This window comes from Brachybacterium sacelli (assembly GCF_017876545.1).
Taxonomy (GTDB): domain Bacteria; phylum Actinomycetota; class Actinomycetes; order Actinomycetales; family Dermabacteraceae; genus Brachybacterium; species Brachybacterium sacelli.
Genome location: NZ_JAGIOD010000001.1, coordinates 1,329,328 through 1,352,864, shown reverse-complemented (window position 1 = coordinate 1,352,864; position 23,537 = coordinate 1,329,328). Strand labels below are relative to the sequence as shown.

The following is a 23,537-nucleotide window of genomic DNA, read 5'->3' as shown; positions in this document are numbered from 1 at the left end:
GCGCAGCGACCGCACATCGCACGGACTCGGCCCCGCGCCCAGGACGTCCCGACGAGCGCGGGATCCACCGGCGCCTCTGGGACCTCATCGGCGGACGCTCCGAGCGGCCCAGCTGGATGGAGAAGCCCTCCCCCGCGCTGTCGGCCCTCAAGACGATCGTGATCCTCGCGGTCTCGATCTCGATCCTGGTGCCGATGCTGGTGGTGGTCTCCACCTCGCTCGCCTCGGACTCCGAGATCCGCGAGGCCGGCGGCTACGTGCTGTTCCCGACGGACCCGACGCTCGAGGCGTACCGCACCATCTTCGCGAGCCCGCTCATCTTCCGCGCGCTCGGGGTGAGCGTGCTGGTGACCGTCGCCGGGACCCTGATCGCACTGTTCGTGACGATCACGATGGCCTACGCCCTCAGCCGCCCGGTCCTGTTCGGCAAGCCGATGCTGCTGGGGATCGTGCTGACGATGTTCTTCTCCCCCGGCCTGATCCCGCTGTACCTCATGATCAAGGAGCTGCACCTGCTGGACAGCCTGTGGTCCCTGATCCTGCCGACGGCGTTCGCGGCCTTCAACTTCATCGTGATGCGCTCGTTCTTCATGGCCCTGCCCCAGGAGCTGCTCGAAGCCGCTCGGATCGACGGCGCCAGCGATTTCCGGATCCTCTGGCAGATCGTGATGCCGCTGTCCAAGGCCGTCATCGCCGTGATCGGCCTGTTCTACGCCGTGGCGTACTGGAACTCGTTCTTCAACGCGATGCTCTACATCAATGACCAGGAGCTGTGGCCGATCCAGCTGATCCTGCGCAGCTACGTCATCCAGGGCACCTCGATGACCGCCGACCAGCTCGGGGTGCAGCAGTCGGCCGCCCCGCAGTCGATCAAGATGGCCGTCGTGGTCGTCGCGCTGGTCCCCATCCTGCTGATCTACCCCTTCCTCCAGAAGTACTTCTCCAAGGGCGTCATCACCGGCGCCGTCAAGGGCTGAGCGGCCCACCCCCGAGAAAGGACCCCCCATGCGTCACGAACCCCGACGCCGCCACGTCCTCGCCGCCGCTGGAGCCCTCGCCCTCGGCACCGGTGCCGCCGCGTGCGGCTCCCGGCCCGTGCCGGAGATCCCCGACGTCGCCGACGTCACCCTCCCGACCTACCGTCCGCTGGAGGGCCTCACCCCGGATCTGCCCGGCAGCTCCGAGGGCCTCCACGACGTCTACCTGACCGTCCCCGACCAGCTGCTCACGACCACCACGGCCGAGCCGATCACCTCCGGGACGATCACAGGGCTGACCCAGACCTTCCAGACGCCTCCCCCGCCGATGGACCGCAACCCCTTCTGGCAGCGCCTGAACTCTGCATTGGGCGGGGTGTTCGACCTCGACGTCGTGGTGGACGACTACCCCTCGAAGTTCGCCACCACTCTGGCCTCGGGCAATCTGCCCGACCTCATGTGGGTGCCGCCGAACCAGGGCATCCCCAACGTCGGACCGATGCTCGAGGCCGCCTTCACCGACCTCACGGATTACCTCGCCGGGGATGCGGTGCTCGAGTATCCGAACCTCGCTGCGCTGCGGGAGGATTCCTGGCGCACCGCCGTGGTCAACGGGCGGATCTGGGGAGCCCCGATCCCCTCGACCCCCTTCGGCCAGGTCTACGTGGGCAACCCGGCGGTGTGGCAGGAGGTGGACGGCTTCCGCGCCGAGAGCGCCACCCAGTTCCTCGAGAAGTGCCGGGAGCTGTCGATACCCGGCAGGCGCTGGGCGCTCGAACCTTTCCTCCCCAATGCCTTCCACATGATCGGCGAATGGTTCGGCGTCCCCAACGGGTACCGCGTCGAGGAGGATCGCAGCCTCACCGCCGCGCAGCAGACCGACGAGTACCTCGAAGCCCTCGAGTTCGCCCGCGAGCTGTTCGCCTCCGGCGCCTTCTACCCGGACTTCAACCTGGCCGAGGCGCCGCAGCTGCTGGCCAACGGCACACTCTCCGCGCTCGTCTCGGTGGGGCCGAGCGGCGCCGCCGAGACCCGTCAGGACGACCCCGAGCTGAGGGGCGACATCCTGATCCCGTTCCCGGCCGTCGAAGGGCGCATCCCCACCTACGACATGGGATACGGCACCGTGGGCTTCACTCCCTTCCGCAAGACGGACGACGAGGCCCGCATCCGCGAGCTGCTGAGCGTGATCGACTACCTCTCCGCCCCCTTCGGAACCACCGAGTTCATGCAGGTCAACTGGGGCACGGAGGGCAAGGAGTACACCGTCGAGGACGGCAACTACGTGCTGACCAAGGAAGGATCCCAGAACGTGCCCGGCCTCCAGAGCGCGCTGGAGATCATGGCCGCGGGCGAGGGCGTCATCTACAACCCGATCCCCGACGACTCCCGCTACATCTACGAGCGCGAGCAGGAGCTGCTCCCCCTGGCGCAGAAGAGCCCGACGAAGGGGCTCTACTCCCCCACCGACTCCCGGGTGGGGACGACGATCAAGACCCGTCTGGACGAGGCGCGCGACGAAGTGATCCAGGGCCGCGCGACGATGGACCACTTCACCGCCGCCCTGCGGGAGTGGGAGGAGGAGGGCGGCAAGCAGATCATCGAGGAGTACTCCGAGCTGCTGCCCGAGGAGGTCCCCGTCACGCCGTCGAACCGGGTCTGACGCACCCGCCGGGCCCTCGGGCGGCCTAGTCGTCCGCGCGGCCGAAGCGGTGCTGCTCGGCGAGTGCGAGGTGCGTCGGGCGCTTCTCGAGGTCGACCAGCAGCACCTCGTTGCGTCCCTCCCGCACCAGCGGTGCCGGCACGTAGAGCGTCTGCTGCGGGCCGATGTTCCAATAGCGGCCGACGCAGAAACCGCCCACGAAGGCGACGCCGTGGCCCGCCCCGGAGACGTCGAGGAAGGTGTCGGCCTGCCGGTCCGCCGTGAAGGAGGCGCTGACCAGGACCGGCAGGGCGTCGTCGAGGGCGGGCGGAGACTTGGAGGGACCCTTGTCGGGATCAGAGCCGGGATCTGAGCCGGGATCTGAGCCGGGACCTGCGACGTCGCCACCGTCCGCCCCACCGCGCGCCACCGTTCCCGTGGCGCTGCTCTCCTCGAGCTCGGGGCCGACCTCGACCAGCGCGGCGAGCTCCTCGGCCATGTCCTCCAGCGGCCAGGGATCGGCCTCCCAGTCGTTGAGGAAGCGGACGCTCTGCCAGACGCCGCCGAGGATCCCCTTGCGCTCTCCCAGGTACGGCCCGAAGTTCACCCGTCCCAGGTTCTCGACCAGGATCTCCACCCGCACGGTGCGGTGACCGCCCCCGGGCAGGAGGCGGTCCGCGAAGGGCGCGAGCTCGATCATGGCGGGATCGGTGTCATCGGAGCGCTCGCCGCGGGGGCGGAGGGCCTGCGCCGGATCGAGCCCGGTGGCGCCCACGAAGATCCCGTCGACGTACACCCAGGCGCGGTCGTGCAGGCCGTAGAGCCGCAGCGGGTCGATGGCGGGCGATTCCCCGTGGCCGGTGCGGGTGATCTCCACGTCCCTCGTCAGGCGCAGCAGTCCCCGCTCGAGCCCGACGTCCTCGAAGGACGGCGGGGCCGGATGCACGGGGGCGGGACGGGTGAACCGCTCGGTGCCGCGCAGGGCGACGACCTTCTCCAGCGCCACCTCGCCGGCCGCGAGGCGGGCCGGGGCCGCGTCGAGACCGAGTCGAGTGAGGTGCTCCTGGAGCGCGGGCAGCGGGCGATGGCGGGCGATCACCTCGCGGAAGGCCCGGAACTTCTCCGTGAGCTCCCCGTTCTCCGCGATCGGGGCGTCGTAGTCGTAGCTGGTGGTGGTCGGCTGCAGCGCGCCGTCGTGATTGGCGCCGGCGCGCAGACCGAAGTTGGTGCCCCCGTGAGCCATGTAGAAGTTCACGCTCATCCCACTGCCCAGCATGTCGGCCAGCTCCCGGGCGGCGTCGCCCCCGGTGCGCTCATGATGCTCCTCGCCCCAGTGGTCGAACCAGCCGTTCCAGAACTCCATGCACATCTGCGGCTGGGCGGGCAGCTCGCGCTCGGCCATCTCGAGCACCTGCAGCGCGCGGGAGCCGAAGTTCACGGTGGCCAGCGCTCCGTCGACCGTGCCGCCGGTCAGCCAGCCACGGGTCGGGCCGTCGGAGGTCACCAGCAGCTCGTCGATGCCGCGCTCGCGCAGCCCGTCGCGCAGGTGGTGGAGGTAGGCAGCATCGTCGCCGAAGCTGCCGTACTCGTTCTCGACCTGCACCATCACGACGTTGCCGCCGCGGATGGCCTGTCGGGAGGCGATCACCGGGATCAGCTGGTCGAACCACGCGTCCACCAGCGCCAGGTAGCCGGCGTTGCGGTTCCGCAGGCGCAGATTGCGGTCGGCGAGGACCCAGCCGGGGAACCCGCCGTTCTCCCACTCGGCGCAGATGTACGGTCCAGGGCGCACGATCGCGTCCAGCCCCTCCTCCGCGGCGAGGTCCAGGTACCGGCCCAGGTCCGCGATGCCCGCGAAGTCGACCACGTCGGGCGCCGGCTGGTGGACGTTCCAGGCCACGTAGGTCTCGACCGTGTTGCAGCCCATCGCGACCAGGCGGCGCAGGCGGTCGCGCCACTGCTCGGGGTGCACGCGGAAGTAGTGGATCGCCCCGGAGATCACGAGGTGGGGCTCCCCCGCGCGGAGGAATCCGTCCGGGGTGGGCTGCAGCAGGGCGGTCATCGTCGTCCTCTCGGTGAAACTGTTCACGCCGCTCAGTGTGCCAGCCGAGCTCAGTTCTCCCGGATCACCGCCGCGGCTCCCGCATGCACCGTCAGCGCCCCGCTGGCCGCCGCCCCGGTGAGCATCTCGTGCCCGCTGACCTGCACCACCTGGTCGCGGTCGGAGTGGTTCAGGACGAACAGGTAGGTGGTGCCATCCTCGGCAAAACGGCGCACGGCCTCGACGTCGCGATGCAGGCCCGGAACCGTCGGCTCCACCCCTGCGGCGGTGACGATCTCGTTCACCAGCGTCTCGAGTCCCTCGGCGGCGGGGCGCGCGGCGACGTACCAGGCCGCACCCTCCCCGACCACCTGACGGGTGATCGCGGGCCAGCTCCGAAGCGGCCCGTCGGCCCAGGTGCGCACCGCTTCGGCGCCCTCGAGATGGGTCTTCTCGCTCCACAGGTCGGCGACGGTGCCGTCGTCGAGATAGCGGAGCTCGCCCTCCTGCAGCGGATGGAACTCCTCGCTGCGCACGCCGAGCAGGTCGCGGAAGGCGCCCGGGTATCCGCCCAGGCGGACGTGGTCGTTCTCGTCGACGATCCCGGAGAAGAAGGTGACCACGACCTGGGCGCCGGAGCGGGCCGCCTCGGCCAGACGCTCGGCGTCCTCGTCGGCCACCGTGTACAGCGTCGGGGCGAGCACCAGGTCGTAGCCGGTCAGGTCCGTGCCCGTCGGCACCAGGTCGACTCCGACGCCGAGATCCCACAGCGCTGTGTACCAGCGCAGCAGCTCCTCGCTGTAGCGCAGCGCCTGGGTGGGGTGGGAGTCCAGCTCGCTGCCCCACCAGGAGGGGTAGTCCATGACGATCGCGACCCGGTTCAGCACCCGGCTGCCGTGCACGGGGGCGAGCGCCTCGAGGGCACGTCCGAGCGCGACGGTGTTGCGCCACACGTCGGTCTCGCGCCCGGCATGGGGCACCATCGCCGAGTGGAACTTCTCGGCGCCGGCCTTCGACTGACGCCACTGGAAGAACATGATCCCATCGGCCCCGCGCGCGACGTGCGAGAGCGAGTTGCGCAGCATTTCCCCGGGGCCCTTGGCGCGGTTGTGCGGCTGCCAGTTCACGGCGGAGGTGGAATGCTCCATGAGGATCCACGGGTCACCGCCGGCGACACCGCGGGAGAGGTCCGCAGCCAGCGCCAGCTCGATCTGCCCGCGTTGCTCGGCGGCGATCAGGTAGTGGTCGTTGGCGATCAGATCGAGGTCATCCGACCAGGAGAAGTAGTCCATCCACTTCATCGCGGAGGAGAGCATGAGGTTGGTGGTGGCAGGGGTCTGCGGGGTCACCTCGCGCAGCACGTCGCGCAGGGCGCGGTAGTGGGCCAGCAGCTCATCGCTCGAGTAACGGGCGAAGTCGAGCTGCTGGGTGGGGTTGGGATAGGTGGGCGCGGCACGCGGCGGCAGGATCTCGCGGAAGGAGTCGTAGCGCTGGGACCAGAAGGCGGTGCCCCAGGCGTGGTTGAGCTCCTCGATGGTGCCGTAACGGCGTTCGAGCCAGCCGCGGAAGGCGACGGCGGCGTGCTCGGAGTAGTCGTGGGGGACGTGGCAGCCCAGCTCGTTGTCGACGTGCCACAGCGCGAGCGCCGGATGGTCGCCGTATCGCTCGGCCATCACCCGCGTCATCCGCAGTGCGTACTCGCGCAGCAGCGGCGAGGAGACGGCGTAGGCCTGGCGTCCGCCCTGGCCGAGCACGGTGCCGTCCGCGGTGACCGGGAGGATCTCGGGGTGGTGGCGGGTCAGCCACGGGGGCGGGGAGGCGGTCGCCGTGGCCAGCGCCACCTTGATGCCGGCCTCGCCGAGGGAGTCCATGACCTCGTCGAGCCAGGCGAAGTCGTACTCGCCCTCGCGGGGCTCGAGGGTGGCCCAGGCGAAGATCGCGACGCTGACCAGGGTGACCCCTGCCTCGCGCATGAGCTCGATGTCCTCGAGCCGCACCTCGCGGGGCCACTGCTCCGGGTTGTAGTCGCCGCCGTAGGCGATGCCGTCGACTCCGACGGGCCAGGGACGTGCTGCGGTCATGTCTCCTCCATCGCGAGAACCGTCGAGCGCTCTGTCACCAGGGTAGTCGGAGCAGCCGGGACCGCCCCCCGGACTCCAGTTACAGACCGCGCCCACCCACACCCGTACCCGGACGCAGCCAACTGCCCGTCCCCGCGAGCGGACCAGCGGCGACTACTCGGTTCGGGTCGGATCCCCGATCCAGCCGAGAACCAGGGGTGCGCGGGTGGAGCGCTCGTAGGCGACGACGAGGAACGGCGAGTCCAGCACCAGCTCATGCTCATCGATCACCACCGACGTCGTGCCCACGGCGGCTGCGGTCGCGGCGGCGGCCTCCATGCCCTCGTCGTCGACAGTGATCACCGCCTTCTGCAGCACGTGGGTGATGAAGAGGTCCTCCTCGCCGGTGATGCCGGAGAGGTCGGCGTCCTCGGAGAGGGCCTCGGTCATCCCGAGCTGGTCGAGCACGGGTGTCAGCGGCGCGTCCCATGCGATGTCGAAGCCGGGGAGGGTGAGCTTCGTGCTCTCCTCGGACGCCTCGAGCCCGGTGAGCAGCGCACCGAGGCCGGCGCGATCGTCGTCGGCCAGCTCCGACCAGGCGTCGAGGACGGTGTCGAGGTCCCGGGTGGGCTGGACGAGGGCGAGCGAGAGGTCATCTCCGTAGGTCTCCAGCGCGGTGGCGCGGCAGAGGTCGTCCTCGTACCAGCGCGGGGTGGAGCCGGAGAGCAGCTCGGTGCTCAGTGCGCTCCCGTCGGCGGTGGTGAAGGTGCCGGTGGTGCGGCTGAGCGTCTTGTGCCAGGCGGCCTTGAGGTGGAGGGCGTTGACGAGGACCAGGCGACTGTCGGCGTCGAGGACGTCCTGCGGGACCAGGTCCTGGATCAGGTCCTGCGTGGCCTCGGCGGCCCAATCGTTGATCCGCACGCGAGCCTGTTCCCGCTCGGCGTCGTCGGTGAAGTCGGCTTCGAAGACACCGCTGCCGAAGTATCGACCCAGGTCCTCGAGGTAGGAATCGCGGACAGTCATGCCCTGCTGCAGCCAGAGGCCGTTGACCAGCGAGACGGCGGCCGGTTCGGGCGCCTCGTCGTCCCGGTCTTCGCGCTCCTCATCGCCAACGGCAGCGAGCACGGCCGTCAGGGTGTTTGCGGCCTGGGCGAGTTCGTCCATGCCGCCGCCGAGGGTCTCCTCCATCTGCGCCCGGGTATCTCCCGCGGCGCCGAGGCCGATCATGGTCAGGACGATCTGGGCGGACAGGGGCGAGCAGACGGCGTTGACGTCGGCCCGGTCGATGGCGGCGAGCATCCGCGCACTGAACTGCGCGACGGGGTCCCCCGCCGTCGCGGAGCCGGGGTCCTCACGCGGCAGCTCGGCCTTCAGATCGGGCTCGGCGGACCCGTTCCGACCACTGCTGTCCCCGGCGCCCGCTGCGAGCGCGGGGGCGGTGAGCGGAAGCGTCGCGCCGGCGGCGAGGACGGATCGGCGGAGGAGGCGGGTGCGGGGCTCAACAGAACTCATGTCTCCATCGAAGAGCACTTCCGGCGCCGGGGCAAGGGGTCGCGCACATATAGAGCGCAGATCGGCGCCAGGTTATCGGCGTCGATCCACTCGCGCTCGGGATCCCGGCGAGGATCGCACCGATCCTGCTGGCTGCCATGATCGGCCTGAGGCCCATGCGAGCCCCAGGTCCCGGCGACCTCACGGGCACGGGGCCGAGCACGAAGGATACCCCGGCCCACCTCCTGAGAAAGGTGGACCGGGGGATCCGGGAACGGCCGACGGTTCGACGCCGGTCACCGGCTCGAGATCAGGCTCTACCTCGGTGCGGTGAGGGGTGTCAGCCTTTGATGGAGCCTTCGGTGAGGCCGCCGCGCCAGAAGCGTTGCAGTACCAGGATGAGGATCGCCAGCGGGATCACCGACAACAGGGCACCGCCGGTTGTGAGCTGGTAGAACTCCGGCAGCCGGTCGGTCTGGGCCCTCCAGTTGTCCAGCCCCAGCGTGATCGGATACAACTTCTCGTCCGCCAGCATCACCAACGGCAGCATGTAGTTGTTCCAGATCGCCACGAACTGGAACAACACGATCGTCACGATCGCCGGCGTCAACTGCGGCAACGCGAGACGGTGGAACAACCCCAGCTCCCCCACCCCATCGATCCGGCCCGCCTCCAACAACTCATCAGGCACCGCCGCACTGGCGTAGATCGAGGCCAGGAACAACCCGAACGGGCTCACCAGCGACGGGATCAACACCGACCAGTACGTGTTCGTGATCCCGATCGAGCTGAACAAGAAGAACAACGGCAACGCCACCGCCGTACCGGGCACCAGCACCCCACCCAGCACCAGGACATAGACGAAACGTCGCCCCGGGAAACGGTACTTCGCCAGCGCGTACCCCGCGGCGACCGCGAAATACGTCGCCAGCACCGACCCCACCCCGGCATACAGCACCGAGTTCACCGCCCAGCGGGGGAAGATACCGCCGTTGGCCGACAGCACCGCCTTGATGTTCTCCCACAGCTGGAAGCTCTCCCCGAACCAGAACCCACTGGTGCCGAACAGATCCTCCGTCGACTTGGTGGCATTGATGACCACCCAGTACACCGGGACCAGGAAATAGATCGCCACCACCGCCAAGATCGCGGTGACCAGGATCGTCGTCGTCGGCTTCCGCCCCGCATCACGAGTCCCGGCCCGACCATCCCCCTCCCGCGCACGCGGCGGGGTCGCCTTCCGCCGCCCCGCCACGGGATCCTGCCTGTGCTGCGTATCGTTCGAGGTGGTCATCGACGCTTCTCCGTCCACGAGGAGATTCCCAGCGCGACCGCTGAGAGGAGGAACGCGGAGACCGCGATGATCACGGCCTGCGCGGCCGCCATACCCACATCGTTGTACTGGAACGCGAAGGCATAGGCGGACATGTTCGGGGTGTACTCCGAGGTGATCCCCGCACTCATCGTCTGCATCAACCGCGGCTCGGCGAACAGCTGCAGCGTCCCGATGATCGAGAAGATGATCGTCAACATCAACGCCGGCCGGATCAACGGCAGCTGGATCGCCATCGCCACCTTGAACCCGCTGGCACCGTCGATCTTCGCCGCCTCGTACAACTCACCCGGGATCGCCTTCAGCTGCGCAATGATGATCAACATGTTGTACCCCGTATACGTCCAGGTCACGATGTTCGCGATCGACCACAACACCATGTTCGGGCCCAGGAAGTCGATCTCCAACCCCACCCAGCCCAGCACGTCCACGATCGGCGACAACCCCGGGATGTACAGGAACGACCACAAGATCGTCGCAATCACACCCGGAATCCCGTACGGCAAAAAATACGTCGCCCGGAAAAAGCCCGGCCACTTCGCGTTCGCCGTCTCCAACAACAACGCCAACACCGTCGCCGCCACGATCATCACCGTGACCTGCACGATACCGAACAGGACCATCCGCCCGATCGACTCCACGAAGTTCGCATTCGACAACGCCTTCACATAGTTCTCGAACCCCGCGAAACTATTCGTGAGACCACCCTCACCCAACAACCCCGACCGCTCCACCGAACTGAACGAATACCCGATCGCCATCACGATCGGCACGATCATCGTCCCGATGAAAACCACCAGAAACGGAGCCAACAACACCCACGGAGCACTCCTCGACCTCATCGCGCCTCCTCCGCATCCAAACCCATATCCCGCATGATCTGCACGATCTTCGTCTGCGTCTGCGGGAGCATGTCCACCAGCGGGACCTCCCCGCTGACGGCGGTGGTCATCCCGTCGCCGACGATGGCTGCTGCGCGCTGCATCAGCGGCGCCCACGTCCAGTCGAGGTTCTGGTCTTCGGCCATGGGGAGGATGACCTCTTCGTTGTAGTTCTGTCCGGAGAAGAACTCCGAGGGCTCCTGCCGGGTCTCGCCGATGTAGTCCTTGGCGGGCGACCAGCCGATGCCGGAGTACTCGATCATGGCGTCGATGCCCTCGGGATCGGTGCACATCCAGGTCAGGAACTCGAGTGCCTCCACGGGGTGCTTGCTCGTGGACAGCACCGCGGCCGCGGACCCGCCGTGGGCGCCGGAGGCATACCCGTCGGGCCAGGTGGGCATGGGGGCCACGGCCCACTTGCCCTCGGCGTCGGGCACCGACTGGACGAGCGCGTCGGCCCAGGAGCCGCCGATGGAGGCGAGCACGTCGCCCTCGCCGGCGGCGGCCATCCACGGGGTCGAGAAGGCGCCGTAACCGGTACCGATGATCTTCGCGGCCAGGATCTCGTCCCAGAACTCCGCGACCCGCATCGACGCGTCGCCGGTCATGTCCACGATCCACCCGTCACCCTCGGTCCGGAACCACACGGCACCGGACTGCATGATCCAGGAGATCAGGTAGGAGCCGTCCGACGGGTCGAGGGTGATGAGGTTCTTGCCGGCCTCGGAGACGGTCCCGGCGGTCTCGCGGAACTCCTGCCAGGTGGCCGGGGGTCGCAGTCCGAGCTCGCCCTCGAGCACCTCCCGGTTGTAGAAGGTGGCGACGGGGCCGGTGTCCTGCGGGACGGCCCAGTAGTCCTCGCCCACCTTCACCTGGCTGAGCGCGCCCGGATCGTAGGCGTCGGCCTGGGCGGCGAAGTCGTAGCGGTTCAGCTCCGTCAGGGCGCCGGCGAGGGCGAACTCCGGGACCTGCCGCAGCTCGACCTGGGCGATGTCGGGCCCGCCGTCCGCGGCGACCGCGGAGAGGATCTTGGCGTAGCCGCCGCTGTTGCCGCCGGGGATCCAGGTGGTCTCGACGCGGATGCGGTCCTGTTTCTGGTTGAAGATGTCGGCGACCTTCTGCAGGTCCTTCAACCAGGCCCAGTAGCTGAGGGTCACCGGGCCGTCAGTAGGTGGGATGACGGCCTCGGCGTTGACGTTGCCGGGGTTCGGCGGTGCACAGGCGGCCAGGCCGCCCACCATTGCCGCCCCGGACCCCGCCAGCGCTGTGCGCCGGGTCAGACGTGGCTTCATCGCTCTCCTTGTCCTTCCTCGTCCTTGAGTTCCCCGTGAGCGTAGCCGCTCCACCGCGGCATGGCGCCCCTCGGAGCGTGAACGTTCACGAATCGTGATCGTACGCGATCTTCCCGACTCGGCCCATCTCATGGCCTCCCACCCGCGGAAGGCGTCCCACCGGAACGCACGTCGGGCGCCACTCGGCCTCCGGGGATCGGGCGCCGCCCCGCCTCCGGAAACACTTCCGCCGGAGCGCGCGTCGAGCGCCACTCCGGGTGCGCGGGCGCCCCGGGCGTTCGATCGGCGGCGCGTCTCCGTATCACGACACCGCCACTACTGTCCCGCGGTTGCCGCTGTGAGCCATCGCAGGACTTCCCATCCGGTGGTAGCGTGTCCGCCCGGCGGTCAGGCTCCGCCGCCTCGAGGACGACGCAACAGGGCGTCGCGCCCGAGGCGCCCCTCTCCTTCCTCCGGAAAGCTGGTCCCCATGGTCGACATCCGCCTGGATGCTCAGTGGATCGACTACGCGATCATCGCGTTGTACTTCGTGTTCGTGCTCGGCGTGGGCTGGTATGCCAAGCGCGGCGTCTCGAACTCCATCGAGTTCTTCCTCTCCGGGCGCTCGCTGCCCGCCTGGGTCACCGGCCTCGCCTTCATCTCTGCCAACCTCGGCGCCGTCGAGATCATGGGCATGTCCGCCACCGGTGCGGAGCTCGGCATGCCGACCATGAACTACTTCTGGGTCGGCGCGATCCCCGCGATGCTGTTCCTCGGCGTCGTGATGATGCCCTTCTACTACGGCTCCAAGGTGCGCTCGGTCCCCGAGTTCATGCGCATGCGTTTCGGCACCGGCGCGCACCTGGTCAACTCGATCAGCTTCGCCGTGGCGCAGCTGCTCATCGCCGGCGTGAACCTGTCGCTGCTGGCCACCATCGTGAACCGACTTCTGGGATGGCCGATGTGGGTGGGCCTCGTGCTCGCCGCGGCCTTCGTGCTCTTCTACATCACCGTCGGCGGCCTCTCCGCCGCGATCTACAACGAGGTGCTGCAATTCTTCGTGATCGTCGCGGCCCTGCTGCCGCTGACGCTGATCGGCCTGCACCGCGTGGGCGGCTGGGGCGGCATGAAGGAGCGCGTCGCCGGTGACGGCATGCTCGGCTCCGAGCAGCTGCACACCTGGCCCGGTACGGCGCTGTCCGGCTTCGACAGCCCGATCCTGTCGGTCGTCGGCATCGTCTTCGGTCTGGGCTTCGTGCTCTCCTTCGGCTACTGGACCACGAACTTCGTCGAGGTCCAGCGCGCGATGGCCTCCAAGTCCATCACCGCCGCCCGGATGACGCCGATCCTCGGCGCCTTCCCGAAGATGTTGATCCCCTTCATCGTGATCGTCCCCGGCATGATCGCCGCGGTGATGGTGAACGAGCTGACCGAGTTCAAGCAGCTCGACAGTGCCGGCGACTCCGCCGCGGCCGCGGGCACCGGTGTCACCTACAACGACGCCCTGCTGCTGCTCATGCGCGATGTGCTCCCCAACGGTCTGCTGGGGGTCGCGATCGCCGGCCTGCTGGCGGCATTCATGGCCGGCATGGCCGCGAACATCTCGGCCTTCAACACCGTGGTCAGCTACGACCTGTACCAGCAGTACGTGAAGAAGGACGCGCCCGACGACCACTACATCAAGGTGGGTCGCATCGCGACGGCCGCGGCGTGCGTGATCGCGATCTTCACCGCACTGATCGCCGGGCAGTTCTCCAACCTGATGGACTACCTCCAGACCCTGTTCGGGTTCTTCAACGCGCCGCTGTTCGCGACGTTCATCCTGGGCATGTTCTGGAAGCGGATGACCGCGACCGCCGGCTGGACCGGCCTGGTGGCGGGCACCCTCTCGGCCGTCGTGCTGTGGGGATCCTCGACGTTCTTCCACGTGTTCACGCTGCCGGGTCAGGGGCTCGCCTTCATGAGCGCCGCGACCGCGTTCGTCGTCGACATCGTCGTCTCCGTCGTGGTCACCCAGTTCACCGCCCCGAAGCCCGTGCACGAGCTGAAGGGCCTGGTCTACTCGGAGACCCCGAAGGCGGACCTCGTCGACCCCGAGGAGGCGGCCATGCCCTTCTGGCGTCGTCCCCTCCCCATGGCCGGCATCGGTCTGGTCCTCGTCGTCGCCCTGAACGTCATCTTCGCCTAAGGAGCTCGTCATGACCCCTTCGCACAAGGAAGCCCCCGCGGGCGCGGCCGCCGAGTCCGAGCACGTCGAGACCGCTGGCGCCTTCGACATCCGCAACTTCATCGGCACCCTGCTCGGCCTGTTCGGCCTGATCCTGCTGGCCATGGGCCTGTTCGCCTTCGACGAGGGTGCGGCCGCCAAGACCGACGGTCTCAACGCCAACCTGTGGGCGGGCCTGGCCATGGTCATCGTGGCCGTCGCCTTCGTCGTCTGGACGAAGCTGGATCCCATCCGCATGGTCGTCCGCGAGAACGAGGAGGGCGCGGAGGAGCCGCGCGACATCGCTCCGCTGGACTGATCCTCCCGGCCACGCCACCGCACCACCACCACCGCACACCACCGCGAATCCCTCGATATGCCCCGCCTCCGGGGCAAATCGAGGGATTCGCGCATGCGGAGGGGTGTGTCGGCCGCGCACTGCGTCGACGGCCACCGCGCGGGCGTGCCCTCGCTCCATTGCCCCGCCGTCGGCCTCGCATAGCATCGAGGTCGACGCCGGATCCGACGAAGGAGCACGAGTGACCGACCAGCCCAGCACCCCCTCCCCCGATGCGGCGACCCACGCCGCCGGCCCCGACGCCGAGAAGCCCGAGGACCACCTGGTCACCACTGTCCACTCCCTGGCCCTGCCGGACAGGGCGCTGGACTACACGGCGACCACCGGCACGGTGGTGCTGAAGGAGGAGCCCGAGGGCGAGGAGTACGGGCGCGGCGCCGCCTTCGCCGAGCTGTTCTCCGTCTCCTACGTCGCCCAGGGCGCCGGCACGCAGGAGCGACCGGTCGTGTTCGCCTTCAACGGCGGGCCGGGAGCGTCGACGGTGTGGCTGCACCTGGGTCTGCTGGGTCCGCGCCGCGTGGACTCGGGCGATGCCGGCTCCCCCGCGGCCCCGCCGCATCGGCTGCTCGACAACCACGAGACGGTCCTGCGCCAGGCGGACCTGGTGGTGGTCGACGCGATGACCACCGGCTACTCGCGTCCCGTGCCCGGGGCGAAGACCGACCGCCATCACGGACTGGCCGCGGACCGCGATCTGATGGCCTCCTTCGTCATCGACTGGCTGACCCGCAACCAGCGCTGGACCTCGCCGATCTTCCTCGCCGGCGAGTCCTACGGCACCACCCGTGCCTCCGCGGTCGCCGCGCGCCTCATGGACCGCTACTACGTGGCGATCGCGGGCATCGCCCTGATCTCCCCGGTGCTGGACTTCGGCACCATCCGCTTCCACGAGGGCAATGACCGGCCCTTCGTGCACTACCTGCCCACCTACGCGGCGATCGCGCACGCGCACGGCAAGCACGAGGGTCGCCTGCTGCAGGACGTGGTCGACGAGGCGGAGGCCTTCGCCGAGCAGGAGTACCCGGCCCTGCTCGCCGCCGGGCTGCGCCTCGCCCCCGAGCAGAAGCAGGAGGCCGCCGCCCGCATCGGCGCCCTGATCGGTGTGGACCCGGACTGGGTCGAGCGCGCTGACCTGCGCGTCGAGCACCAGGCATTCCTCGCCGAGCTGCTGCGCGAGAACGGTCTGCAGGCCGGCCGCATCGATGGACGCTTCACCGCCCCGGCGGGTGACGGCAACACCGCCACGATGGAGAGCGACCCTTCGATCGACCAGCTGGCGCCGTCGTACACCGCGACCATCAACCAGTACCTCCGCCGCGAGCTCGACTTCACCAGCGACGTGGTCTACGAGATCATGTCCGGCCGCGTCCATCCGTGGAGCTACAAGGACTTCGAGAACCGCTCCGTCGAGGTCGCCTCCGACCTGGCCCGGCTGCTGCGGAAGTCACCGCACACGACGGTGCTGGTCTCCCACGGGTACCACGATGCTGCGACCCCGTTCCATGCCAGCGAGCACGTGCTGGCCCAGCTCGCGATCCCGCGGGAGGACTACAGCCAGCGGATCCGCATCGAGTACTACGAGGCCGGGCACATGATGTACTGCCACGAGCCGAGCCGCCTGGCACTGTCGCAGCACCTCGCCGAGTTCGTCACCGGCCAGGACGCCGCGGCCGACGAGTCCTGACCCGAGGCACCGACAGTTTCCCTGCTCGAGGACGACCGAGAGGATCCCAGCGATGACCGATCAGAGCCCGACGGCCCCCGTTCCGGAGCAGGAGGGCGTCCAGGTCCGCGATAATCCGTCTGAGAGTCGCTTCGACGTCTTCGTCGACGGGGACCACGCCGGCTTCTCGGTGTATCGCGACGTCGAGGGCATCACCGGCGACGCGCAGCGAATCTTCCACCACACGGTCGTGTTCGACGAGTTCGGCGGGCGCGGCCTGGCCGGCGCCCTGACCCGGGAAGCCCTCGCGGGCAGCATCGCCGCGGGTCGCCGGATCGTCGCGGTGTGCCCCTACGTCACCAAGTGGCTTTCCACGCATCATGAGTTCGACGCCTCCCTTGACCCGGTGACGCCCCGGCACCTCGAAGCGCTGGGCTGAGGCGGTCCGCTCCCCCGACGTCGTGACGAGAGGATCCCCCGTGAAGAGCCCGATCCCGGATTACCTGGACGAAGTCCTCGAGGACCTCCGCAGCGATACCGGTGGCGCGACTGCGCAGTACATCCCCGAGCTCGCGGCGGCCGACCCCGACCGGCTCGCCGCCGCGATCACGACCACGTCGGGAGCCACGTACACGGCGGGGGACGTCGGGACGGAGTTCTCGATCCAGTCGATCTCGAAGCCGTTCGCCTACGCGGCGGCACTCATGGACCGCGGCCTCGAGAAGGTGCTGAGCTCGGTCGGCGTCGAGCCGAGCGGGGAGGCCTTCAACGAGCTCTCCCTCGAGGGTGGGACGCACCGGCCCAAGAACCCCATGATCAACGCCGGGGCGATCACCACCCACTCGCTCCTCGTCGGTCGCGGCGCCGCGCAGGCGTCCCGCGTGGAGCACGTGCTCGACCTCTTCTCGCGGCTCGCGGGCCGGACTCTGCGCGTCGACGAGGAGGTGTGCGCCTCGGAGCTCGCCGAGGCCGACCGGAATCTCGCGATCGCGCACATGCTGCGCACCTACGGCGTGCTCGAGGACGATCCCCATGACGTGGTCGAGGGATACACGCGCCAGTGCTCGATCCTGGTCGGCGTGCGCGACCTGTCGATGATGTCCGCGACGCTCGCGACCGGAGGGGTCCAGCCCGTCACCGGCGAGCGCGTGATGACCCCGGAGGTCGCCCGGCAGGTGATGGCGGTGATGGCGGCCGCCGGCATGTACGACGCCGCCGGCGACTGGCTCACCCGCGTCGGCATCCCGGCCAAGAGCGGCGTCGCCGGGGGAATGGTCGGGGTGCTCCCGGACCAGGTCGGGATCGGGACCCTCTCCCCGCGGCTCGACGAACACGGCAACAGCCGCCGCGGCAGCGAGATCTTCGCCCGGCTCTCCCGGGACATGGGCATGCATCTCTTCGCCCCCGGTCAGGGCAGGCTCGATGCCGTCACCGCGCGCGAGGGCGAGCACAGCACGGTCCTCGCGACCCAGGGGACGGTGCAGTTCACGGCCGCGGCCGAACTGCTGGACCTGATGGCCGAGGTCGTCCAGGACGCCGTCGTGGAACTGGACGTCTCCGCGGTGCACTCGTTCACGGACGTCGGCCGCCGGATGACGCTCGAGGGACTGCGGCGGCTGCGCCTCGAGGGCCACGCGGTCCGGCTGCACGACCCCGGATCCGTCCTGCCCCAGCCGGACCTCGGCGACGGGAGTCTCCCGGATCTCGTGTGAGCGGCCTCGACCCCGGCCGTTCAGACGGGGTGGCGAGCCGGCCGAGGGTCTCGTGGAGCGATTCGGCCGAAGAGGGATGGGTCCCGATGCCGCCACCGTGGTCCGGCATGGCGCACCGTCCCGGCCGAGTTGACTGGTTCCCCACCGCTGCGAGGCCCTGCGTGGTGGACTGGGGCCATGACCAGTCCGCTCATCGAAGACCATGCCCTGCTGTCGGACCAGCGCACCACCGCGCTCGTGACCCGGGAGGGGGACATCGACTGGCTGTGCATGCCGCGGTTCGACTCCGATGCCCTGTTCTGCTCGCTGCTCGGGGACGAGGAGCACGGGCATTGGTCGCTGCGGATCGCCGACGGGGAGGTGGTCTCGCGCCGCTACCTGCCCGCCACGATGGTGCTCGAGACGGTGTGGCGCTCCCCCACCGGGACCGCCACGGTCACCGAGTTCCTGCCGATCGACGCCGATCGCACGCGGCCCGCGTCCGACGAGGGCACCGGCTCCGACGCCTCCCTCGGCGAGACGACCGGGCCCCGCGCCGACGACAGTGCCTCGGCCGGGGGCGAGCCGACCGGCTCCACCGCCGGGTCCTCGCCGGGCAGTGCGACCTCCCTGTCCGGGGACGTCGATGATCACTCGGACCTCGTCCGCTCGGTGACCTGCACCGAGGGGGAGGTCGAGGTGGTCCAGCAGCTGAAGATCCGCTTCGAGTACGGGCAGGCCGTGCCGTGGGTGCGCCGCGGGCAGGACACCGCCGTCGACAGGGTGCTGATCGCCGTGGCCGGTGGGGACGGCATCGCCCTGCACGGACCGCCGCTCGCGGCGAAGGGGCGCTCTCATGAAGGGCGCCACGAGCTGACCGCCGGCGAGACCGCCGCCTGGGTGCTGACCTGGTTCCCCTCCTGGCAGGAGGTCCCTGCGGAGCCGGACGTCGCGTCCGCTCTCGAGCGGACCTCGCAGGGGTGGTCGACCTGGCTGGGGAAGGTGCGCGTCGAGGACGAGCACTCCGAGCACGTGGCCCGCTCGCTGCTGGTGCTGCGCGCTCTCACCCATCGCCGCACCGGTGGGATCATCGCCGCCGCGACCACGAGCCTGCCCGAGGATTTCGGCGGGGTGCGCAACTGGGACTACCGCTTCTGCTGGCTGCGCGACGCCGCTCTGTCCCTGGAGGCACTGCTGGCCCACGGCCACGTGGACGCCGCCTCGACGTGGCGCGACTGGCTGCTGCGCGCGATCGCCGGCGACCCCGAACGGCTGCAGATCATGTACTCCATCACCGGCGACAGGAACCTGCCCGAGCGCGTGCTCGAGCACCTGCCCGGCTACGAGGGCTCGGTGCCGGTGCGGATCGGCAACGGCGCCGCCGTGCAGTACCAGGCCGACGTGGTCGGCGAGGTGATGATCGCACTGTCGGCCATGCGCGATGCCGGGCTCGAGGAGTCCGAGTGGTCCTGGCCGCTGCAGAAGGCTCTGGTGCGCTTCACGGTGGACCAGCTCGACGAGCCCGACCAGGGCATCTGGGAGATGCGCGGCGAGCCCGCCTTCTTCACCCACGGCCGGGTCATGGTGTGGGCGACCTTCGACCGGGCGATCGACGCGGTCCAGTCCCACGGCCAGCCCGCGTCCTCCGAGGACCTGTCCCTCTGGAAGCGACTGCGGGACCAGGTGCGCGAGGAGGTCATGACCCGCGGCGTCGGCGACGATGGCGCCTTCACCCAGACCTACGGCAGCACCGAGGTCGACGCCTCCCTGCTGCAGATCCCGCACACCGGCTTCCTTCCGGCCGACGACCCGCACATGCTCGCGACCGTCGCCCGGATCGAACAGGACCTCCGCACTCGGGACGGTCTGATCCTGCGGTACCGCACGCAGGGTCAGGACGGTCTGCCGGGCGACGAGCACCCGTTCCTGGTGTGCTGCTTCTGGCTGGTCGAGCAGTACGCCGCCTCCGGGCGGCTCGAGGAGGCCTCGGCACTCATGGAGCAGCTGCTGGGCTGCGCGAACGATCTCGGGCTGCTGGCCGAGGAGTTCGACAGCGGCGCGGGGCGGATGGCCGGCAACTTCCCGCAGGCGTTCAGCCACCTCGGGCTGATCCGGGCGGTCGACGCCCTCGCCGCCGCTCGTCGCTGAGGCCGCCGATCCGCCGTCATGTGCACCGCCCCGGGCGGACCGACCGGTCACGACACCCCTCCACCGATCACGCCGCCGGGTGCAGACTGGGAGGACCCGTCGACGCAGGAGGATCTCGTGCCTGATCTGCCCACCATCACCCCCGACCGCATCGCGGACCTGCTCGAGCGTGTGCCCCGCAGCTCGTTCGTCGGCGGCTCCTTCCTGGGGGGAAATCCCTCCCTCGAGGTACTGGATCCGGCCACCGCCAGATCGCTGACCACGGTGGTCGACGCCGAGGCCGCCACCGTCGGCCCCCGGGCGCTCGATGCCGCGGCGGCCGCGCAAGCGGACTGGGCGGCGACCCTTCCCCGCGAGCGCTCGGAGATCCTGCGCCGCGCCTACGAGCTCACCCATGAGCGGGCCGACGACCTGGCGCTGGCCATGACGCTCGAGATGGGCAAGCCGTTGAAGGAGGCCTACGGCGAGGTCACCTACGGCGCCGAGTTCCTGCGCTGGTTCAGCGAGGAGGCGGTGCGTCTGCCCGGCCGCTTCCGACACGCCCCCTCCGCGCAGGAGGCGATCGTGACGGTGGCCCGGCCCGTCGGCCCCACCCTGCTGATCACGCCGTGGAACTTCCCGCTGTCGATGGGCACCCGCAAGATCGGCCCGGCGCTGGCGGCCGGTTGCACCGTGGTGCTCAAGCCCGCGCAGAAGACCCCGCTGACCTCTCTGATCCTCATGGAGATCCTGGCCGAGGCGGGTGTGCCCGCCGGGGTGGTGAACTGCGTGGTCACCTCCGACTCGAAGGGTTTGAGCTCCACGCTGATGGCGGATCCGCGGCTGCGGAAGGTCTCGTTCACCGGTTCCACCCCGGTGGGCAAGGTCCTGCTGTCCCAGGCCTCCGAGCACGTGCTGAAGACCTCCATGGAGCTGGGCGGCAACGCCCCCTTCCTCGTGCTGCCCTCGGCGGACGTCGAGGTCGCCGTCACCGCGGCGATGCTCGGGAAGTTCCGCAACAACGGCGAGGCCTGCACCGCCGCGAACCGCTTCTACGTCCACTCCTCCCGCGCCGAGGAGTTCACCCGGCGGCTGACCGAGGAGACCGAGAAGCTGGTGGTGGGCCCCGGCGCCGAGGCGGGCACGACCCTCGGGCCGCTGATCGACGAGGACGGGATCGCGAAGGTCGAGGACCTCGTGGCCGATGCCGTCGAGCGCGGCGCGCGGGTGCTGACCGGCGGGAAGCGCCTGGAGCGCGAGGGCTTCTTCTACGCTCCCACCGTGCTGGCCGATGTGCCGCGCGAGGCCCGCGTGAACCGGGAGGAGATCTTCGGGCCGGTCGCGCCGGTCATCGTGCTCGACGAGGTCGAGGACATGGTCGCCGCCGCCAACGACACCGAGTTCGGGCTGATGGCGTACGCGATGGGTGAGGACCTCGGCGAGACGGCGGACGTCGCCGGCCGGATCGAGTCCGGCATGGTGGCCGTGAACGTGGGCGTGGCCTCTGACCCGTCGGCCCCCTTCGGCGGCGTCAAGGAATCGGGGCTGGGCCGCGAGGGCTCCCACGAAGGCCTCGCCGAGTTCCTCGAGACCACCTACGTACGCCTGCCGCTGTGAGCGTCGACGCAGGGAGGCTGGCGCGCTGCACGCCCGTCGACGTGCCGTCCCTCGCACGGATCCGCTCCGCGCGAGAGGTGTGGATGCTCGAACGCGGCATCGAGCAGTGGGCGCCCGGCTCCCAGACCCGGATGGAGATCCTCACGCAGGTCGACCGAGGAGAATGGTTCCGCCTGGTCGGGGACGGATCACGGGCCGACGGCGGAGACAGCTCGAGCAGCGACGAGCTGCTCGCCGCCGGCCGGCTGCTCGATTCGGACCCCGACTTCTGGGACGACGACGTCGCCTCGGCGCTGTACGTGCACGGGCTGATGGTCGACCTCCCCGCCGCCGGGCGCGGGCTCGGGGAGCAGGTGCTCGAGCTGGCCGCCGCGGAGGGTCTCCGACGCGGACGTTCCCTGCTGCGCCTGGACTGCGCTCCCCACCTGGTGGCGTACTACTGCCGGCTCGGCTTCGCCTCGGTGCGGCGCAAGGAGTTCCCGGACTTCACCACCGTGCTCCTGGAGCGCCCGCTGCGCCCCACGTCCACGCCGTAGTCTTCACCTCATGGCGAGCACCATCTACCTCACCGGCGAGTCCAAGGCGCCGAGCAACAATCCGATCACGGAGCAGTGGGGATTGTTCTTCATCGGCCTCATCGTCGATACTGAGTCCCACGTCATCGAGAAAGCGGACTGCACCGCCACGCTGACCCTCACCGTCGAGTTCGTCCGTGAGCTGCTGGTGGGTCGCTCGCTCCTCGAGGACGATTCCCTGGTGGGGTCGATCACCGACAGGTACCACGGGTCCTCGCAGAGGGCGCTCGCCACAGCCGTGCGCAACGCCGCCGCGAAGTACCGCGACTTGTCGGCCGGTCCCGCCGCATAACTCCATACGCGCTCGCCGTCTGCCCGGAACCTCACCGAACCGGATCCCGTCGGAAGCACCCGATCGCGCCTCGCCCGAGGCGTCGCTCGAGCGTGCTTCCGATTTTTTTGAGCCCTGGCGGCGCCCTCCACCCCTTCCCGAGGAGCTCTCCCGTGATCACCGACGGCCTGCTCATGCTCGGCGTCCTGCTGGGACTGTCGTGCGTGCTGATCGTGCTCGAACGCACGACCGGCTGGAAACTGTTCAAGTACGTGCCCGGCATGGTGCTGATGTACCTGCTGTGCGCCACCCTCAACTCGCTCGGCGTGTTCAGCGACGACGAAGCGACCCGCGAGCCCATCGCCCAGGTCAAGGACGTCCTGCTGCCGGCGATGATCTTCCTGTTCCTGTTCGGCTGCGATCTGCGGAAGATCATCCGGCTCGGCCCCAAGCTGCTGCTGACCTACTTCGTCGCCGCCGCATCGCTGTTCCTGGGCATGGTCGGGGTGTACGTCGTCTTCCAGAGCTTCGTGCACAGCGAGGCGTGGAAGGTGCTCGGCGCGCTGCTCGCCTCCTGGACCGGTGGCAGCGCCAACATGGTCGCGGTGCAGGACATCCTGCAGGCCCCCGAGCCCATCTTCGGCTACGCCCTGATCACCGACACGCTCATGTATTCCGTGTGGCTGATGCTCATGTTCGCCTCGGTCGCCGTTTCCCCGAAGTTCAACAAGTGGACCAAGGCCGACACCTCCTACCTCGACGCCCACGAGGGCGCCTTCGACAGCGACAAGAAGCCGATCACCGCGACCTCTCTCGCGATCGTCGCGTTCGGCTCGATCCTGGTCTCCACCGTCTCGATCTGGGTCGGCGGGCTGCTGCCCGAGTGGGGCGTGGTCATCAACGGCACCACCTGGTCCATCCTCATCGTCTCCGTGCTGGGCCTGCTCATCGCCGTGACGCCGCTGGGCGAGACCGCGGGATCCAGCGAGGTCGCCGGATTGATGCTGTTCGTGGTGATCGGTCAGATCGCCTCCGGGTCCGATTTCACCGCGATCACCCAGGCCCCGATCTACCTGCTGTTCGGCGTCCTGGTGCTGATCGTCCACGCCGCGATCATGCTGGTGTACGCCAAGATCGCGAAGGTCGAGCTGTTCTCCCTGGCCGTGGCCTCGACCGCGAACATCGGTGGCATCGCCTCGGCCCCGGTGGTCGCCGCCGCCTTCAATCGCCAGCTGGTCCCGGTCGGTGTGCTGATGGCGCTGATCGGCTCGTTCCTGGGCACCTTCGTCGGGCTCGCCGCCGCGTCCCTGATGTCGGCGCTGTGAGCGGCGAC

18 protein-coding genes are annotated in these 23,537 nt (G+C 69.4%); 12 read left to right on the top strand and 6 right to left on the bottom strand.

Annotation, left to right across the window (positions count from 1 at the left end; all coding sequences use genetic code 11):
- Positions 1-116 precede the first annotated feature (116 nt).
- A complete protein-coding gene (locus JOF43_RS05945) occupies positions 117-977 on the top strand; it encodes a carbohydrate ABC transporter permease (RefSeq protein WP_209903131.1) in 861 nt (286 codons plus the stop codon).
- 28 nt (positions 978-1,005) lie between these two features.
- Positions 1,006-2,640, top strand: a complete 1,635-nt coding sequence (locus JOF43_RS05940) for a type 2 periplasmic-binding domain-containing protein (RefSeq protein ID WP_209900235.1) — start codon at positions 1,006-1,008, stop codon at positions 2,638-2,640.
- A gap of 25 nt (positions 2,641-2,665) precedes the next feature.
- Here the strand turns inward: JOF43_RS05940 and JOF43_RS05935 are convergent, their stop codons facing one another.
- The 6 genes from JOF43_RS05935 to JOF43_RS05910 form a co-directional block, all read right to left on the bottom strand.
- Positions 2,666-4,708, bottom strand: a complete 2,043-nt coding sequence (locus JOF43_RS05935; RefSeq protein ID WP_342592095.1) for a glycoside hydrolase family 35 protein — start codon at positions 4,706-4,708, stop codon at positions 2,666-2,668.
- A 23-nt stretch (positions 4,709-4,731) separates the two neighbouring features.
- Entirely contained in the window at positions 4,732-6,741 is a 2,010-nt protein-coding gene (locus tag JOF43_RS05930; protein WP_209900233.1) for a beta-galactosidase, read from the bottom strand.
- Positions 6,742-6,894: 153 nt separating this feature from the next.
- Positions 6,895-8,232, bottom strand: coding sequence for a serpin family protein (locus JOF43_RS05925; RefSeq protein WP_209900231.1), 1,338 nt, complete (start codon positions 8,230-8,232; stop codon positions 6,895-6,897).
- Between the two features lie 319 nt (positions 8,233-8,551).
- Positions 8,552-9,505, bottom strand: coding sequence for a carbohydrate ABC transporter permease (locus JOF43_RS05920; RefSeq protein ID WP_209900230.1), 954 nt, complete (start codon positions 9,503-9,505; stop codon positions 8,552-8,554).
- On the bottom strand, positions 9,502-10,386 hold the full coding sequence (locus JOF43_RS05915; RefSeq protein WP_209899043.1) for a carbohydrate ABC transporter permease: 885 nt from the start codon (positions 10,384-10,386) through the stop codon (positions 9,502-9,504). Before JOF43_RS05915 ends, JOF43_RS05920 begins: the two co-directional genes overlap by 4 nt.
- Positions 10,383-11,717: an ABC transporter substrate-binding protein gene (locus JOF43_RS05910; protein WP_209900228.1), complete on the bottom strand. Its 1,335-nt coding sequence runs from the start codon at positions 11,715-11,717 to the stop codon at positions 10,383-10,385. Before JOF43_RS05910 ends, JOF43_RS05915 begins: the two co-directional genes overlap by 4 nt.
- A 469-nt stretch (positions 11,718-12,186) precedes the next feature.
- On the opposite strand from JOF43_RS05910, the gene JOF43_RS05905 reads away from it, so the two are divergent.
- The 10 genes from JOF43_RS05905 (at position 12,187) to JOF43_RS05860 (ending at position 23,529) form a co-directional block, all read left to right on the top strand.
- On the top strand, positions 12,187-13,884 hold the full coding sequence (locus JOF43_RS05905) for a sodium:solute symporter family protein (protein ID WP_209900226.1): 1,698 nt from the start codon (positions 12,187-12,189) through the stop codon (positions 13,882-13,884).
- 10 nt (positions 13,885-13,894) lie between these two features.
- Entirely contained in the window at positions 13,895-14,221 is a 327-nt protein-coding gene (locus JOF43_RS05900; protein ID WP_209900224.1) for a hypothetical protein, read from the top strand.
- A 220-nt stretch (positions 14,222-14,441) separates the two neighbouring features.
- Complete coding sequence (locus tag JOF43_RS05895) at positions 14,442-15,944, top strand: S10 family peptidase (RefSeq protein ID WP_209900222.1); 1,503 nt, start codon at positions 14,442-14,444, stop codon at positions 15,942-15,944.
- 52 nt (positions 15,945-15,996) lie between these two features.
- Positions 15,997-16,362: a GNAT family N-acetyltransferase gene (locus tag JOF43_RS05890; RefSeq protein WP_209900220.1), complete on the top strand. Its 366-nt coding sequence runs from the start codon at positions 15,997-15,999 to the stop codon at positions 16,360-16,362.
- Between the two features lie 40 nt (positions 16,363-16,402).
- A complete protein-coding gene (locus tag JOF43_RS05885) occupies positions 16,403-17,635 on the top strand; it encodes a glutaminase (protein WP_209900218.1) in 1,233 nt (410 codons plus the stop codon).
- Positions 17,636-17,782: 147 nt separating this feature from the next.
- Positions 17,783-19,762: a glycoside hydrolase family 15 protein gene (locus JOF43_RS05880; RefSeq protein ID WP_281065079.1), complete on the top strand. Its 1,980-nt coding sequence runs from the start codon at positions 17,783-17,785 to the stop codon at positions 19,760-19,762.
- 117 nt (positions 19,763-19,879) lie between these two features.
- Entirely contained in the window at positions 19,880-21,358 is a 1,479-nt protein-coding gene (locus tag JOF43_RS05875) for an NAD-dependent succinate-semialdehyde dehydrogenase (protein ID WP_342592094.1), read from the top strand.
- Positions 21,355-21,894 carry an N-acetyltransferase gene (locus tag JOF43_RS05870; protein ID WP_209900212.1) on the top strand — a complete coding sequence of 180 codons (540 nt, stop codon included), beginning with the start codon at positions 21,355-21,357 and terminating at the stop codon, positions 21,892-21,894. Before JOF43_RS05875 ends, JOF43_RS05870 begins: the two co-directional genes overlap by 4 nt.
- A 10-nt stretch (positions 21,895-21,904) precedes the next feature.
- Positions 21,905-22,225 carry a DUF3870 domain-containing protein gene (locus tag JOF43_RS05865; RefSeq protein WP_209900210.1) on the top strand — a complete coding sequence of 107 codons (321 nt, stop codon included), beginning with the start codon at positions 21,905-21,907 and terminating at the stop codon, positions 22,223-22,225.
- Between the two features lie 152 nt (positions 22,226-22,377).
- On the top strand, positions 22,378-23,529 hold the full coding sequence (locus tag JOF43_RS05860) for a DUF819 family protein (RefSeq protein WP_209900208.1): 1,152 nt from the start codon (positions 22,378-22,380) through the stop codon (positions 23,527-23,529).
- Positions 23,530-23,537 lie beyond the last annotated feature (8 nt).